The 14,047-nt window shown below is 65.9% G+C and carries 17 protein-coding genes and 1 pseudogene; 11 read left to right on the forward strand and 7 right to left on the reverse strand.

Features of this window, described 5'->3' with window-relative positions:
• Positions 1-128: pseudogene (locus tag PHP91_RS14950) on the reverse strand (hydrogenase formation protein HypD); the annotation flags it as partial.
• A 208-nt stretch (positions 129-336) separates the two neighbouring features.
• On the opposite strand from PHP91_RS14950, the gene PHP91_RS14955 reads away from it, so the two are divergent.
• From PHP91_RS14955 to PHP91_RS15005, 11 genes are all read left to right on the forward strand, one after another.
• Positions 337-1,302 (forward strand): DUF134 domain-containing protein, encoded by a 966-nt coding sequence (locus PHP91_RS14955; protein WP_300142434.1) that lies wholly within the window; start codon positions 337-339, stop codon positions 1,300-1,302.
• Positions 1,299-2,159: an ATP-binding protein gene (locus tag PHP91_RS14960; RefSeq protein WP_300142437.1), complete on the forward strand. Its 861-nt coding sequence runs from the start codon at positions 1,299-1,301 to the stop codon at positions 2,157-2,159. Before PHP91_RS14955 ends, PHP91_RS14960 begins: the two co-directional genes overlap by 4 nt.
• Positions 2,152-3,030: an ATP-binding protein gene (locus PHP91_RS14965; RefSeq protein ID WP_300142440.1), complete on the forward strand. Its 879-nt coding sequence runs from the start codon at positions 2,152-2,154 to the stop codon at positions 3,028-3,030. The genes PHP91_RS14960 and PHP91_RS14965 overlap by 8 nt, the downstream gene beginning before the upstream one ends.
• Positions 3,031-3,047: 17 nt before the next feature.
• Complete coding sequence (locus PHP91_RS14970; protein ID WP_300142443.1) at positions 3,048-3,422, forward strand: NifB/NifX family molybdenum-iron cluster-binding protein; 375 nt, start codon at positions 3,048-3,050, stop codon at positions 3,420-3,422.
• An 11-nt stretch (positions 3,423-3,433) separates the two neighbouring features.
• Positions 3,434-3,811 (forward strand): hypothetical protein, encoded by a 378-nt coding sequence (locus tag PHP91_RS14975; RefSeq protein WP_300142446.1) that lies wholly within the window; start codon positions 3,434-3,436, stop codon positions 3,809-3,811.
• A 153-nt stretch (positions 3,812-3,964) separates the two neighbouring features.
• A complete protein-coding gene (locus PHP91_RS14980) occupies positions 3,965-4,606 on the forward strand; it encodes a phosphohydrolase (RefSeq protein WP_300142449.1) in 642 nt (213 codons plus the stop codon).
• Positions 4,572-5,486: a D-alanine--D-alanine ligase gene (locus PHP91_RS14985; protein WP_300142451.1), complete on the forward strand. Its 915-nt coding sequence runs from the start codon at positions 4,572-4,574 to the stop codon at positions 5,484-5,486. Before PHP91_RS14980 ends, PHP91_RS14985 begins: the two co-directional genes overlap by 35 nt.
• Entirely contained in the window at positions 5,487-6,782 is a 1,296-nt protein-coding gene (locus tag PHP91_RS14990; protein WP_300142454.1) for a glycosyltransferase N-terminal domain-containing protein, read from the forward strand.
• 19 nt (positions 6,783-6,801) lie between these two features.
• On the forward strand, positions 6,802-7,542 hold the full coding sequence (kdsB, locus tag PHP91_RS14995) for a 3-deoxy-manno-octulosonate cytidylyltransferase (protein WP_300142457.1): 741 nt from the start codon (positions 6,802-6,804) through the stop codon (positions 7,540-7,542).
• On the forward strand, positions 7,542-8,666 hold the full coding sequence (carA, locus tag PHP91_RS15000) for a glutamine-hydrolyzing carbamoyl-phosphate synthase small subunit (protein WP_300142460.1): 1,125 nt from the start codon (positions 7,542-7,544) through the stop codon (positions 8,664-8,666). The genes kdsB and carA overlap by 1 nt, the downstream gene beginning before the upstream one ends.
• Before the next feature lie 44 nt (positions 8,667-8,710).
• Positions 8,711-9,514 (forward strand): tetratricopeptide repeat protein, encoded by an 804-nt coding sequence (locus tag PHP91_RS15005; RefSeq protein WP_300142463.1) that lies wholly within the window; start codon positions 8,711-8,713, stop codon positions 9,512-9,514.
• A 549-nt stretch (positions 9,515-10,063) separates the two neighbouring features.
• Here the strand turns inward: PHP91_RS15005 and PHP91_RS15010 are convergent.
• From PHP91_RS15010 to PHP91_RS15035, 6 genes are all read right to left on the reverse strand, one after another.
• The gene (locus tag PHP91_RS15010) at positions 10,064-10,666 is read right to left on the reverse strand and encodes a hypothetical protein (protein WP_300142466.1); all 603 of its coding nucleotides are present in this window, start codon (positions 10,664-10,666) and stop codon (positions 10,064-10,066) included.
• A gap of 140 nt (positions 10,667-10,806) precedes the next feature.
• On the reverse strand, positions 10,807-11,127 hold the full coding sequence (locus PHP91_RS15015) for a hypothetical protein (protein WP_300142469.1): 321 nt from the start codon (positions 11,125-11,127) through the stop codon (positions 10,807-10,809).
• 426 nt (positions 11,128-11,553) lie between these two features.
• Positions 11,554-12,111 carry an HAD family hydrolase gene (locus PHP91_RS15020; RefSeq protein ID WP_300142472.1) on the reverse strand — a complete coding sequence of 186 codons (558 nt, stop codon included), beginning with the start codon at positions 12,109-12,111 and terminating at the stop codon, positions 11,554-11,556.
• A gap of 1 nt (position 12,112) precedes the next feature.
• Positions 12,113-13,123, reverse strand: a complete 1,011-nt coding sequence (pdxA, locus tag PHP91_RS15025; RefSeq protein ID WP_300142475.1) for a 4-hydroxythreonine-4-phosphate dehydrogenase PdxA — start codon at positions 13,121-13,123, stop codon at positions 12,113-12,115.
• 62 nt (positions 13,124-13,185) lie between these two features.
• Entirely contained in the window at positions 13,186-13,653 is a 468-nt protein-coding gene (locus PHP91_RS15030; protein WP_300142479.1) for an NUDIX hydrolase, read from the reverse strand.
• Between the two features lie 64 nt (positions 13,654-13,717).
• On the reverse strand, positions 13,718-14,047 hold a 330-nt coding region (locus PHP91_RS15035; RefSeq protein WP_300142482.1), incomplete at its 5' end, for an ATP-binding protein.

Here is a 14,047-nt window from a genome sequence, read left to right on the forward strand (position 1 = left end):
ATGGCCACCGTGTGCGTACCGCACACCTCCATGAATCGAAGCTCCCCGTCCAGTTCGGCCCCCAGCCGGTCCAGCAGCTTGCGGCACAGCGCGGGGTCACGGAATTTTCCCAGTAATTCGAAGCTCAAAACTCAATCCTCTCCGTAGGTTGAACATCCCGGCTCCGCCGGTCAGCACCTTCCATATACCGATTATATCCTGCGGGCAAACAAAATCCCCCCGATCTTCGGGACTTGAATTCTTTTTGAACATACGTTCATTTTATCCTTGACATCCGCCCGGTCGGGATTAGAGTTTGTTTTGAACATACGTTCATAAAAGTTCAAGGAGAACGGTTTGGGACGCAGAAAGATTCTACGGTTGGTCCGGGGGCTCCCCGAGGCGGTTTTCTTCAAGCCGCAGGGGATTCCCATGAAGGAGCTGGAACGCCAGTCGATCTCCATCGAGGGGTTCGAGGCGCTCCGTCTGGTGGACGCCGAGGGGATGATGCAACAGGAGGCGGCCGACCTGATGGGCGTCTCCCGCCCCACCCTGAGCCGGATACTGGCCGAGGCGCGCAAGGGCGTGGCCACGGCCCTGGCCAACGGCTGGGCCATCGAGATCGAGGGCGGCGAGTATCACTGCCTGGACCAGTACTGTCCCAAACGTCAACCTTCAGACCAAGGAGGGGCTGACATGCCCAACATGGATGGAACGGGTCCCCGAGGGGGACGTGGCGGAGGTCGAGGCGGCATGGGCCGCGGTACCGGCATGGGCCAGGGCGGACGCGGTTGCGCGGTCGGCCGGGGCCAGGGCGGCATGGGTCGCGGCATGGGGCCGTGCGGCCAGGCCGGCGATCCCGGCGCGGCGGCCGCCCAGGGCGGCCAGGGCAACCGGCAGCGCAGCCGGGCCGTGCAGAACTCCAACTCCAACCTCAATACGGGAGTCACCGTGACCAAAATCGCCGTAACCAGCGAGGGCCCGACCCTCAACGACCAGGTGGACCCGCGCTTCGGCCGGGCCGCCGGTTTCGTCATCGTCGACCTGGAGACCATGGAAACCACCTACGTCGACAACGGCGCTTCCCAGGCGCGCGCCCAAGGCGCGGGCATCCAGGCGGCCGAGAACGTGGCGGGCGCGGGCGCGCAGGTCGTGCTCAGCGGCTATGTCGGCCCCAAGGCCTTCGCCGCTCTCACGGCCGCCGGCCTGAAAGTCATACAGGACGTGGACGGCATGACCGTTGGCCAGGCCGTGGAGAAGTTCAGGAACGGCGACGTGACCGTGGCCGACACGCCCAACGCGGCGGGCGGAGCCAACAAGTGATCTACGCCATCGCCAGCGGCAAGGGCGGCACGGGCAAGACCACGGTGACCGCCTCCCTGGCCGCCCTCTGGGGCGGCCCGGTCACCGCCGTGGACCTCGACGTGGAGGAGCCCAACCTGCACCTCTTCCTCAAGCCGGAGGGGCTCGCGGGCGAACCCGCCTGGATCGAGGTCCCGGTGGCGGACGAAGCCAAGTGCACCCGCTGCCGCGCCTGCTCGGACATCTGCCAGTTCAAGGCCATCTCGGTCATGGGCGACTACCTGCTCACCTTTCCCGAGATGTGCCACGGCTGCGGCGGCTGCCTGGAGGTCTGCCCCGAGGGCGCGCTCACTCCCGGCAAGCGGGAGCTGGGCGAGATCCTCATGGGCAAGGCGGGAAACGCCGACTTCCTGATGGGCCGCCTGCGCATCGGCGAGGCCATGAGCCCGCCGCTGATGCGCCAGGTCATGGCCCGCATGCCCGAGTCCATGCGCAAGAACGACGTGCTCATAGACGCGCCTCCGGGCGTGAGTTGCCCGGCCGTGAGCGCGGTCATGCACGCGGACTGCGTGGTCCTGGTCACCGAGCCCACGCCGTTCGGCCTGCACGACTTCAAGCTCGCCTGGGAGGCATTCTCCCCCATGGGCAAGCCCATGGGCGCGGTCATCAACCGGGCGGGCGTGGGCGACGACGGGGTGCAGCGGTTCTGCCGGGACAAGAACATCCCGATATGGGCAGAAATCCCCTTTGACCGGGCCGTGGCCCAGGCCTATTCGCGGGGCGAGGTGCCCGGCGTGGCCGTGGCCGCGCTCCGGGAGACCTTCGCCGCGCTCAAGGACCGCATGACGAGGGCGGCCAGGGAGGCGAGCCATGCATGAAGTCGTCGTCATCAGCGGCAAGGGCGGCGCGGGCAAGACGTCCGTGACCGGGGCCTTCGCCCGGCTGGCGGAAAACGCCATCCTCTGCGACCTGGACGTGGACGCCCCGGACCTGCACCTGCTGCTCGCGCCCGAGGTGAAACGCACCGAGGAATTCCGCTCCGGCAACGAGGCGGTCATCGACCCGGAGCGCTGCACGGGCTGCGGCCGGTGCGAGGAGCTGTGCCGGTTCGAGGCCGTGCGCCCGGACGGCGACGTGTTCCGCATTGATCCCCTGCACTGCGAGGGATGCAAAGTATGCGTCGCCCTGTGCCCGGCCCAGGCCATCGACTTCCCGGAACGGCACTGCGGCCACTGGCATGAATCGGAAACCCGGTTCGGCCCCATGGTCCACGCCCAGCTCTTTCCGGGCGAGGAGAACTCCGGCCGCCTGGTCACCCTGCTCAAAAAGCGGGCCAGGGAAATCGCGGAGGAGGAAGGTTACGACCTGGTCCTCAGCGACGGCGCGCCCGGCATCGGCTGCCCGGTGATCAGCTCCCTGGCAGGGACCGACATGGCCGTCATCGTCACCGAGCCGACCCCCTCGGGCCTGCACGACCTCGGACGGGTGGCAGAGCTCTGCGACCGGTTCCGGACCAAGGTCACGGTGTTCATCAACAAATTCGATCTCAACCCCGACCAGACCGAAGCCATCGAGGCCTATTGCCGGGAACGCGGCTATGCGGTAATATGCCGCTTTCCGCACGACAATGCGGTCACCGAGGCGATGGTCGAGGGAAGGGTCGTCAACGAATACGGTGACAACGCGGCGTCCCGCCTGCTGGAAACCGCGTGGAACGACATGCTCAACCTTTTACCAAGCAAGAAATAGTTCAAGGAGAATCCGACATGGATACGATTGTTGCCATTCCCTCCGCCCTGCCCGGCGGCCTGGACGCGTCCATTGACGCCCACTTCGGCCACTGCGGCATCTACACCCTGGTCGAGGTCGCCAACGGCCAGATCAAAAGCGTGAAAACCCTGGAGAACGTGCCCCACCAGCAGGGCGGCTGCATGGCCCCGGTCAATCACCTGGCCTCCAACAACGTTCAGGTCCTCATCGCGGGCGGCATGGGCTTCCGGCCCCTGCAGGGCTTCCACCAGGTGGGCATCACCGTCTACCACAACGGCGGCGCCCCCTCGGTCGGCGCGGCGATCCAGGCCTTCCTGCACGACAGCCTGCCCGAGTTCACCGTGGACCAGACCTGCGGCGGCGGGCACTAGAGCGGGCCGCCATGGCGATACCCTGCATAGTGGTCACCCCCCGGGCGGCGGCCCTCGCGGCATTCCTGAAGGGCTTGTCCGCGTCGGGCGAACTGGCCGTGGAAGTGGCCGATGACGGCGCCTCCGCGCTGGAAAAGGTCAAGGGCGGCGGCTCCGGCCTGGTGGTCGTGGACGAAGGGTTGCCCGACCGGGACTCCCTGGCCATGGTGATCGACGTGCTCATGGCCAACGCCATGTTCAACACGGCCATGATCACCTCGATGACGCCCGAGGAGTTCGAGGACAAGAGCGAAGGCTACGGCGTGCTTCGGGGCCTGCCTTTCGAGCCGACCGAACAGGACGGGCGGGAGCTTTGCGGCCAGGCCGTCGGGGTCATCGGCTGCCAGTAGCCCGCGTCTTCATCCCCAAAGAACCAAGGGGCGTCCGCCATGCGGCGGGCGCCCCCTTTTTTCCGCCCTCCCCGCTTTATTTTTCCCCCGCGTCCTGATAAACTTGATCATGCCGGGGGGCAATGGAGCCCCCCGCCATCCCCACGCCAGAGCATGACCACCGAAAAGACACTCGACCTGGCCGAAGAACGGCCCGTCTCTCCCCTCCCGCCACCACCGCCCGTGATCGCCGACCCGGCCCTGCCCGTGCCGGACGACCGCGAGTGCGAGGCGCACTGGGCCCGCTTCTCCATGCTCGACAACGTGGCCGCCCACAGCCGCCAGGTGGCCAGGGTGGCGACCTTCCTCGCCCGGCGCGGGCGGGAGCTGGGCATCCATGTGGACGCGCCCACAGTCCACGCCTCGGCCATGCTCCACGACCTGGCCAAGACCTACTGCATCCGGCACGGCGGCAACCACAGCCAGCTCGGCGGGGCCTGGGTCATGGAGCTGACCCGCAATCCGGCCGTGGCCACGGGCGTCACCCATCACGTCTTCTGGCCCTTCGCCATGGACGTGCCCCGGTACCTCACCCCCCTGGCCGTCATCTATGCGGACAAGCGGGTCCGCCACGACAGGATCGTCAGCATCCAGTCCCGATTCGAGGACCTGATCGCGCGGTACGGCGTCAACGACTACATCCGGGGACGGATCGAGATCACCAGGGCCCAGGCCCTGGAGCTCGAAGCCTGCCTGGAAAAGACCCTCAAGGTGGATCTCAATGCATGTGATTTTGATAGCGGGCGGCTGGTCTGACGAGCGGGAGGTCTCCCTCTCGGGCGCCAGGAAAATCCACTCCGCGCTGGAGGAGTTGGGCCACGAGGTCACCTTCCTCGATCCGGCCCTGGACTTCCACCGGCTGATGTCCGTGGCCGCCAAGGCGGACTTCGCCTTCCTCAACCTGCACGGCTCGCCCGGCGAGGACGGGCTGATCCAGGCCATGCTCGACAAGGCGGGCTGCCCCTACCAGGGCGCGGGCCCGGCCCCCTCCTATTTCGCCCTGAACAAGGCCGCGTCCAAGGCGCTCTTCGACTCCCTGGGCGTGCCCACGCCCGAATGGCGGCTCATCACCTTCGTGCAGGGGCGCGACGCCGACCCCGGCCTGCCCTTCCCCCTGTTCGTCAAGCCGGACAAGGGCGGCTCCAGCCTGGGCATGTCCCTGGTCCACACGGCCGACGAACTGCCCGAGGCTCTGGACAAGGTCTTCGCCATGAACCAGTCCGCCCTGGTGGAGCGGTACATCCCCGGCGTGGAGGTGACCTGCGGCATCCTGGGCGACCGCGCCCTGCCGCTCATCATGATCCGGCCCAAGACCGGCGCGGAATTCTTCGACTACGAGAACAAGTATGCCGAGGACGGGGCCGAGGAGATCTGTCCCGCCCCGGTGGACGAGACCGTGGCGCAGGCCGTGCAGGAACGGATGCTCGCCGTGCACCGGGCCCTGGGCCTGACCGGCTACAGCCGGGGCGACTTCATCCTGGACAAGGATGGCACCGCCTGGCTGCTGGAGATCAACACCCTGCCCGGCATGACCCCCACCAGCCTGGTGCCCCGCGCGGCCGCGGCCGTGGGCCTGGGCTTCAGCGCGCTCATCGCCGAGCTGATCCGGCTCGGCCTCCAGCGGAAGGCGGACTAGATGGCCGCGCCCCTGCCCGCATCGGTCAGGTTCGCCCTGGCCGCCTACGGACTGGCCTGGAAGGCGGCCCTGCCCCTGCTCCGCTTCAACCACCGGCTGCGCGAGGGGTGGGACCAGCGCACCGGCAGCGGCGGACTGCCCGCCCCGGCCCACCTGTGGATACAGGCGGCCAGCGGCGGCGAGGCCTACCTGGCCCGCGAGGTCCTGGCCGCCCTTGAGCCGATGGGGAGCGAGACCCTGCGCGTGCTCGCCACCACCAACACGGCCCAGGGGTACGAGACCCTGGTCCGGGCGGCGGACGAGCTCCATGCCGGGCGGACCGGCCTGGCAATCCAGCCCTGGTACTTCCCCTTTGACGCGCCGGACCTGATGCGCCGGATGGTCGCCCACGTCGCCCCCCGCGCGGCCCTGATCCTGGAGACAGAAATCTGGCCGGGCTTCCTGAACGCCTGCCGGGTGAACGACGTGCCCGTGCTCATCGCCAACGGCCGGATGACCACCAAAAGCCTGGGCGGCTACATGGCCTGGCCCGACCTGTTCCGCGCCCTGGCCCCGGCCCGGGTCATGGCCGTGTCCGAGGCCGACGGCCGCCGCTTCGGCACCCTGTTCGGCCGCGAGCGCATCTGGGTCATGCCCAACATCAAGTTCGACCGCATGGCCGGAGCGCGCCCCATGGCCCGCAAGGACAATCCGCTGAAGGACCTGCTCCCGGCCAGCGCCCCCTTCGTGGTCCTGGGCTCGGTGCGAAGGGAGGAGATCGAGCCGGTCACCCGCCTGGCCGCCGGGCTCGTGCGCCAGCGGCCCGGGGCCGTCATCGGCCTCTTCCCCCGCCACATGCACCACGTCCCGCTCTGGGAGAAGGCCCTGCACGGCGCAGGCCTGAACCTGGTCCTGCGCTCGCAGCTCACGGGCGCGGCCGGGCCGGGCGCGGTGGTGGTCTGGGACGCCTTCGGCGAACTGGTCCCGGCCTACGGCCTGGCCCGCTGCGCCTTCGTGGGCGGCAGCCTGGCCCCGCTGGGCGGGCAGAACTTCCTGGAGCCGCTCACCTGCGGCGTCACCCCGGTGACCGGCCCGCACTGGACCAACTTCGCCTGGGTGGGGCGCGAGATCGTGGAGTCCGGCCTGGCCGTGGAGGCCCGGGACGCGGACGAGGCCCTGGCCGCCCTGGTCCGGCTCCTGGACGACGCCCCGGCGCGCCGGGAGGTGGCCTCGGCGGCCGCCGCCTACATCCGGGGCCGCAGGGGCGGCGCGAAAGCCGTGGCCAAACAGGTTGCCCAATTCCTCAATCCGGTTTAAAGCCACTACACGCAACACCATGAACGCATTTCCCGAGTGTCACGGCATCATCCCGGCGAGGTACGAGTCCTCGCGATTCCCGGGCAAGCCCCTGGCCGATATCCTGGGCAAGCCCATGTTCTGGCACGTCTACGACCGGGCCAGTCGCTGCCCCCAGATGCGCAGCGTCACCCTGGCCACGGACGACCGGCGCATCTTCGACGCCGCCACGGCGCTCAACGTGCCGGTGGTCATGACCTCGGCCGAGCACCGGAGCGGCACGGACCGGGTCCTGGAGGCGGCGCGGACCCTGGGGCTCGACAACGACGCGGTTGTAGTTAATATCCAGGGAGACGAACCGGCCCTGGAACCGGCCATGCTCACCGAGCTGGTGACGCCCTTCTCGCGCCCGGAGGTGCGGGTGGCCACCCTGGTCGCCGCTCTGGGACGGGAGGAGGCGGCCTCGCCGGACCGGGTCAAGGTCGTGGTGGCGCAAAGCGGACGGGCGCTCTACTTCTCGCGCGCCATGATCCCCTTCGACCGGGATGAAAAGGTGCACGGATTTCTGCTGCACATCGGGCTTTACGCCTTCCGCATGGAGGCGCTGGAACGCTTCGGCGCGCTGGACCCGAGCCCATTGGAGAAGCGGGAGAAGCTGGAGCAGCTCCGCCTGCTGGACAACGGCATCGACATCTACGTGACCGAGACGCGGCACGCCTGCCACGGAGTGGACAGCCCCGGCGATCTCGAAACCGTGAAGCATATTTTGGAGAACCACTGATGCAAGCGATCCTGGCCCTGGAAGACGGCACCATTTTCAAGGGAGAGAGCTTCACCGGCGAGGGCGAAGCCTGCGGCGAGGTCATCTTCAATACCGGCATGACCGGCTACCAGGAAATCCTGACCGACCCCTCCTACACCGGGCAGATGGTCACCATGACCTACCCGCTCATCGGCAACTACGGCGTGAACCCCGAGGACGTGGAGTCCCACAAGGTCCAGGTCGAGGCGTTCATCGTCAAGGAATGCTGCAAGAAGCCGAGCAACTGGCGGTCGAGCATGTCCCTGCCCGAGTACCTGCAGCAGGTGGGCGTCATGGGCATCGAGGGCATAGACACCCGCGCCCTGACCCGGCACCTGCGCATCCACGGGGCCCAGCGCGGCTATATGGGCGCGGGCGACGTCAAGCCTGACGAGCTGGTGGACAAGGCCCGCTCCATCGAGAAGATGGAGGGCCTCAACCTTGCCGACCGCGTCTCGGCGGACCGGCCCTACACCTGGGACGGCAAGCAGCCCGTGTTCATGGACGACCTGAGGGACTTCGCCTGGAAGGGAACGGGGCCCAGGCTCGCCGTCTACGACTTCGGCATCAAGTGGAACATCCTGCGGCTCATGGAGGCCCAGGGGTTCGACATGGTCGTCCTGCCCTCCCACTACACCGCCGCCCAGGTGCGCGAGACCGGGGCCGAGGCGGTCTTCCTCTCCAACGGCCCCGGCGACCCGGCGGCCGTGACCACGGCCGTGGACGCGGCCAAGGACCTGTGCCGGGACATGCCCGTGGCGGGCATCTGCCTGGGCCACCAGATCCTCGGCCTGGCCATGGGCGGACGGACCTACAAGCTCAAGTTCGGCCACCACGGGTGCAACCACCCGGTCATGGACCTGGAGACCGAAAAGATCGAAATCTCCTCCCAGAACCACGGCTTCTGCGTTGACGTCGAAGGGCTCGATTTTCTTGAAAAGACCCACGTCAACCTGAACGACAAGACCCTGGAGGGATTCCGGCACCGCGAGCTGCCCATCCTGGCCATCCAGCACCATCCGGAAGCTGGCCCCGGACCGCACGACAGCCGCTATTTTTTCAAACGTTTTCGTGATATGGTGAAGGAAAGCATAGGCAAGTAGCCCGACCCCGGCTCCGGCGAATCCTCAAAAAAGGACGCAAGACCATGTCCAACGACCTCATCAACGCGCGCAAGAAGCTCAACTCCATCCCGTCGCTGCTCAAGCAGGGCAAGTACATGCCCGCGGTCCAGTCGGTCCATGACGGGCTCATCCTGTTCATGAAGAACCCGGTGATGAAGGGAGAGCGCAAGGAGTTCGAGGACATCCTGGAAAAGGTCACCATGGCCCTCAACGCCGACGCCAAGCTGCGCAAGATCTATCCCCTGGTCATCAGCTACAAGCCGGGCGACGAGCGCGCCCTGCTCGACGCCATGCGCGAGCTGCTCCAGGAGCTCCAGAACGCCATGAGCGACGGGGCCAAGGACCAGATGCAGGCCATCCTGGCCCAGAAGAAGCAGGCCCTGGAAAAGGGCCAGCAGCACCTGGACAACCAGGAATGGGACCAGGCCAAGGCCTCCTTCGACCAGCTCATCAAGGAATTCAGCGGCGACGCCGACCTCAAGGCGGACATCGCCGACCGCTACCTCAACGCGGGCCGCTACCAGGAAGCCTTCCACATGCTGGACGACGCCCTGCGCGACGACCCCAACGCCATCCACCTGTACAACCGCATCGGCATGGTCCTGCGCAAGATGAAGGACTACGACACGGCCGAGAAGTACTACCTCAAGGCCCTGACCCTGACCGACAGCGACGAGTACCTGCACTACAACCTGGGCCGCCTCTACTTCGACTGGCGCAAGTGGAAGAAGATGGCCCAGTCCGCCCAGAACGCGGTGAACCTCAACCCGAAGTTCGCCGAGGCGGTCAAGATGCTCAATTTCGCCAAGAAGAAGCTGGCCGAATAGACGGCCTCACGCCACAACGACAGGGACGGCTTCGGCCGTCCCTTTTCATGAACATTGCGGACATGCGAAGAAGAGAGCCGCCGGCGGAAGCTGGCGGCTCTCTTGTCATCTTGTCTGGATTGCCAAAGTCAAAAATGGAAGTTCCACGCCCCGTCATCCTTCAATGTCAATACGATCGGCCTACGGACGCCAATGACCAGGTTGATGCGGATGGCGCCTGCTTTATCCCGGTTGTTACCCGCCATGAATTCCCATCTCCCAACCGGATCTCGGACAACCCCAAATAACCTTTGCTCTGCCACGAGGCGCTGTCCGGCATCCCGCATAATTCATGCGCCTGTTCCCGAGTCGCCCCCAACGGCGCATCATCCCATACGCCGGGACAACCCATGACAAAATAAGCGGCAAAGGCGGCGCAGAGAATCGCCAGGCCCAGCAGAACCGACTGCAATTTTTGTTTCATCATACCTGCATGCATTTTCTTGCAACCTACCAACATACATGAAGTAAGGCATCTTTGGAATTACCCCAATTGGCGCCCCCCCGAAATTACTTTATTTGCCCTCTCAGTTGGGGCAGGGGCTTACCTGGGCTGGCAATGCCAAATTCTCCCATTTTGACCTTTCGATTCCATTGGTATTTTTCCCCATCAAATTTCCACAGGTTGTCATCAAACACGTAATCAGGCATCCCATTTGTGCTTGTGCCTGTCTTCTGGGGGAGGCGGTGCAATGAAGGGAAGCCCAGATCAAGTAATTCCCATCCTTGCGGCGTCTTTTTGAAAATATCGACACAGCACCCCCCGGTGCCGCAATAGGCGGAGTGACCAATAGTGATTATACGTTCGTCTTTCCCATCGCTGTCAATGTCATAATCAAGAACGTAAATATCGGGGCGCTTGTTGATGTAGAGTTGCGCAATATCGTTGAGATCATCGTCATAGTACGTTGTTATTTTTTCTAATTCATTACGGCTGATTTTCTTGAAGTCTCCCGACGCATCTGCTGGCCCACAGCTTGCGAAAATACAAATCATCAAAAGGAGACAAGACATGTAGTGCAATAATGCGGGGAGACACCGGCGCGAAACCGTTATCTCCCTGCATACCTCATTTGCACAAACTATCCAGCGCCTGTGGGGCATCTTCTCCATAGCCCAACTCTTTAGCATATATCTCTTGCACAGGTATACTTCCGATACTTCCCATAGAAGCGTGCATGAACGCCACATCCGAAGATCCCGAAAAACGAAGGAGAAAAGAAAGGTCAATATTGCTTCACACGCTTTGTTCTTCATTGCTTTTTTTCCCTTCTTTCGCAACGCGTGAAGAGCATCCATTCTTTCACTTTCAAACCTTGTCCGAATGTTCTCTCTTCCTCTTTGGAGAACCACCAAACCGGACTTTCCTTCTCCACCACATGGTTGAGGCGGTCCAGGTCGTGGCCCCGTCCCGCTTCTGCCGCCGAGCCTGCCCACGGGTGTCCCGCTGGTACTGGTTGTTGCAGCCGACGCACATTTCCAGGGCGGCCCGCCGCTGGCCCGGCGTTGCGTTGCCGAGCATCTTGTTCTGTTCGTCGCACCCATGTGAGAAGCGATTGTCCGAAATCAGCCACGAGAAGTACTCCTTTGATACGTTTCGCAGGAGCATCCCCCGATTTTCGGCTCAGGCGAAAAAGGCGGGAATAAGCATAAACGGATGGAAATGGTATGGCTCCACCTGTTGGCAGGCTTTTGCATTGTCATGATTTGTACATGAAATCAAAAGCTTGCTACGGAAGACAACCTTCTTTTTCGGTTTACAAGGCATTTCCCCATTTGATAGAAGGCCCTACCCGAACAGCATGGAGTGTGTAGTATGAACTATTGGACGGAGGTGGGATGGATCGTCATCCCGATGAACACCGTCGAGATAGGTTTCGCCATCGCCATGTGCCTGTTGGCGCACCTGCTCGACAAGCGGAAAAACTGAGATCGGATTTCCGCTGCTCTCAAAGCCGGATCCCGGAACACGGGGTCCGGCATTCTTTTTGCGGCGAGGGCTACCCCGCTTCCCGCCCGGCAAGCAGGGCGGCGACGCGCCTGGCCACGCCGCGCAGATCGTCCTCGACAAAGTCCGTAAGCTCGCGGCAGCGCGTCTCGTGGGCCGCGCCCTTGCCGGTGCGCACCAGGATGGTCGTGGCCCCCGCGTTGCGGCCCACGCCCATGTCCGCCTCCTTGTCGCCGACCATGAAGCTCGCGGCCGGGTCGAACCCGAGCTCGGCGGCCGCCCGCCCGATCAGGCCGGGTTCGGGCTTGCGGCAGCCGCACCGCTCCTCGGGCGTGTGCGGGCACCAGTACATGCCCTCGAAGGCCACGCCGTGGGGCGCCAGAAGCTCGCTCATCCGCCGGTTGCAGGCCCGCACCGATTCCTCGTCGAAATAGCCGCGTCCCACCCCGCTCTGGTTGCTGATGATCACCAGCCCGAGGTCGAGGTCCGCCAGCCGCTTGAGCCCCTCGGCCGCGCCGGGCAGGAGCTCGACCCCGGCGGGATCGCTCAGGTAGTGACGGTCGTAAATGACCGTGCCGTCCCGGTCCAGTAGCACCACGCCGCGTCCCATGCTACCGCCCCCCGGCCAGCCGCCGGGCCATGTCCAGTGCGGCCCGGAAGCTCTGCACCGAGGCCTTGCCCGTGCCGACCAGGTCGTACCCCGTGCCGTGATCCGGCGAGGTGCGGACGAAGGGCAGCCCCAGGGTGACGTTCACCGCCCGGCTGAAGTGCAGGAGCTTGAGAGGCCCGAGCCCCTGGTCGTGATACATGGCCAGGACCGCCGGGTACTGACCCTGGGCCGCGAAATGGAAGACCGTGTCGGCGGGCAGGGGGCCGACCACGTCCAGCCCCCCGCGCCGGGCCTGCTCCAGGGCCGGGATGATGGTCGTGATCTCCTCGTCGCCGATGCGGCCGGACTCCCCGGCGTGGGGATTGAGCCCGCAGACCGCCACCGGCCCGGCCAGGCCGAGGCGGCCCAGGAACTCGGCCGTGAGCCGCAGGCAGTTCAGAATGCGCTCGCCGGTTATCAGCCCCGCCACGTCCCGGAGCGCCGGGTGGGTGGTGACCAGGCTGACGCGCAACATGGGCGCGGCCGGATCGTCCGGGTCGTGGCCGCACAGGTGCATGCAGACCTTGTCCGCGCCCACCCCGGCCCGGTCGGCCAGAAATTCGGTGTGTCCCGAGAAGGCGAACCCGGCCTGCTGGAGCATGGCCTTGTTCAGCGGGCAGGTGACCAGCGCCTGGGCCTTTCCGTCCAGCACCAGCCGCGCGGCCGCGTCCAGGCTGACCCCGGCGGCCAGGCCGCCCGCCTCCGTGGGCTCGCCCAGGGTGAAATCCATGCCCGCCAGCTCCGGCGGCTCCAGCAGGTAGAGCCCGGCCCGGTCCGGCAGGACCTCGCCCGGCGCGACCCGCCCGAAGGTCAGGGGCGCGCCGATTCGTTCCAGCTCCCGGCGAAGCGGCTTCTCAGGCCCGACAACCAGCACGCGTTCGGCCGTGGGCGCGCCGGTTTCGGCAAAGTGGCGGGCCACCAGCTCCGGGCCGAGCCCGCAGGGGTCGCCCAGGGTCACGCAAAGGGTACGCATGTTCACATCCCCGTGATTTCAGTTTGTTTTTTTGGTCCGTGTACGGCCGCCCGGCAGGAAAGTCAAACCGACGCCCCGGCCCGGAGCCGCGCCCGGAAGTCGGCCAGGATGGCTGCGTGGTCGAAGACCAGCGGCGGCAGCGCGTCCAGGGGAAATATCTCGGCCCGAGCCGCGTCGTCCCCGGCGCGCAGGGCGGCCAGGTCGTGCGCCCGGCCGGTGTAGGTCACGCTCAGGGTGTGCTGGCGCGGGTCGCGGGCGGGGTCGGAGTATACGCCGAGCAGGCCGGTCAGCTCCACCTCCAGCCCGGTCTCCTCCCTGGCCTCGCGCACGGCGGCCCGCTCGCAGGTTTCGCCGTAGTCCACGAACCCGCCGGGCAACGCCCAGCCGTGGGGCGGGTTGCGCCGCTCCACCAGAACCACGCCGCCCTCCCCGGCCCCGGGCGCATGGACGACCACGTCCACGGTGGGCACGGGATTGCGATAGACTACGATCTCCCCGCCGCAGCGGGGGCACGTTTTCGTCTGTTGCACAGGATTCCTCCCCGGTTTCGGTCACCATAGCGGCTCGGGGCGGCGGGCACAACGCCAAAGGGCGTCAGCCGGTGGGCAGGGAGAAGCGGAAGATGGCTCCGTGGCCGAACTCGGACTCCACGCCGATGGTCCCACCATGGGCCTCCACGATCTTGCGGACGATGGCCAGACCGAGCCCGGTGCTGCCCTCCCCGGCCGTGGGCCGGACGCTGGTGCGGCGGAAGGACTGGAAGAGCAGGTCCGCCTCGCCGGGCGGGATGCCCTGCCCCTGGTCGACGACCGAGACCACGGCCCGGCCGTCGGCCGCCTCCTGGGTGACCCGGACGGCGGTGCCAACGGGCGAGAACTTGATGGCGTTGCTCAGCAGGTTGTGCAGCACCTGGCCCACGCGCCG

Source organism: Pseudodesulfovibrio sp. (assembly GCF_028692895.1).
Taxonomy (GTDB): Bacteria; Desulfobacterota; Desulfovibrionia; order Desulfovibrionales; family Desulfovibrionaceae; genus Pseudodesulfovibrio.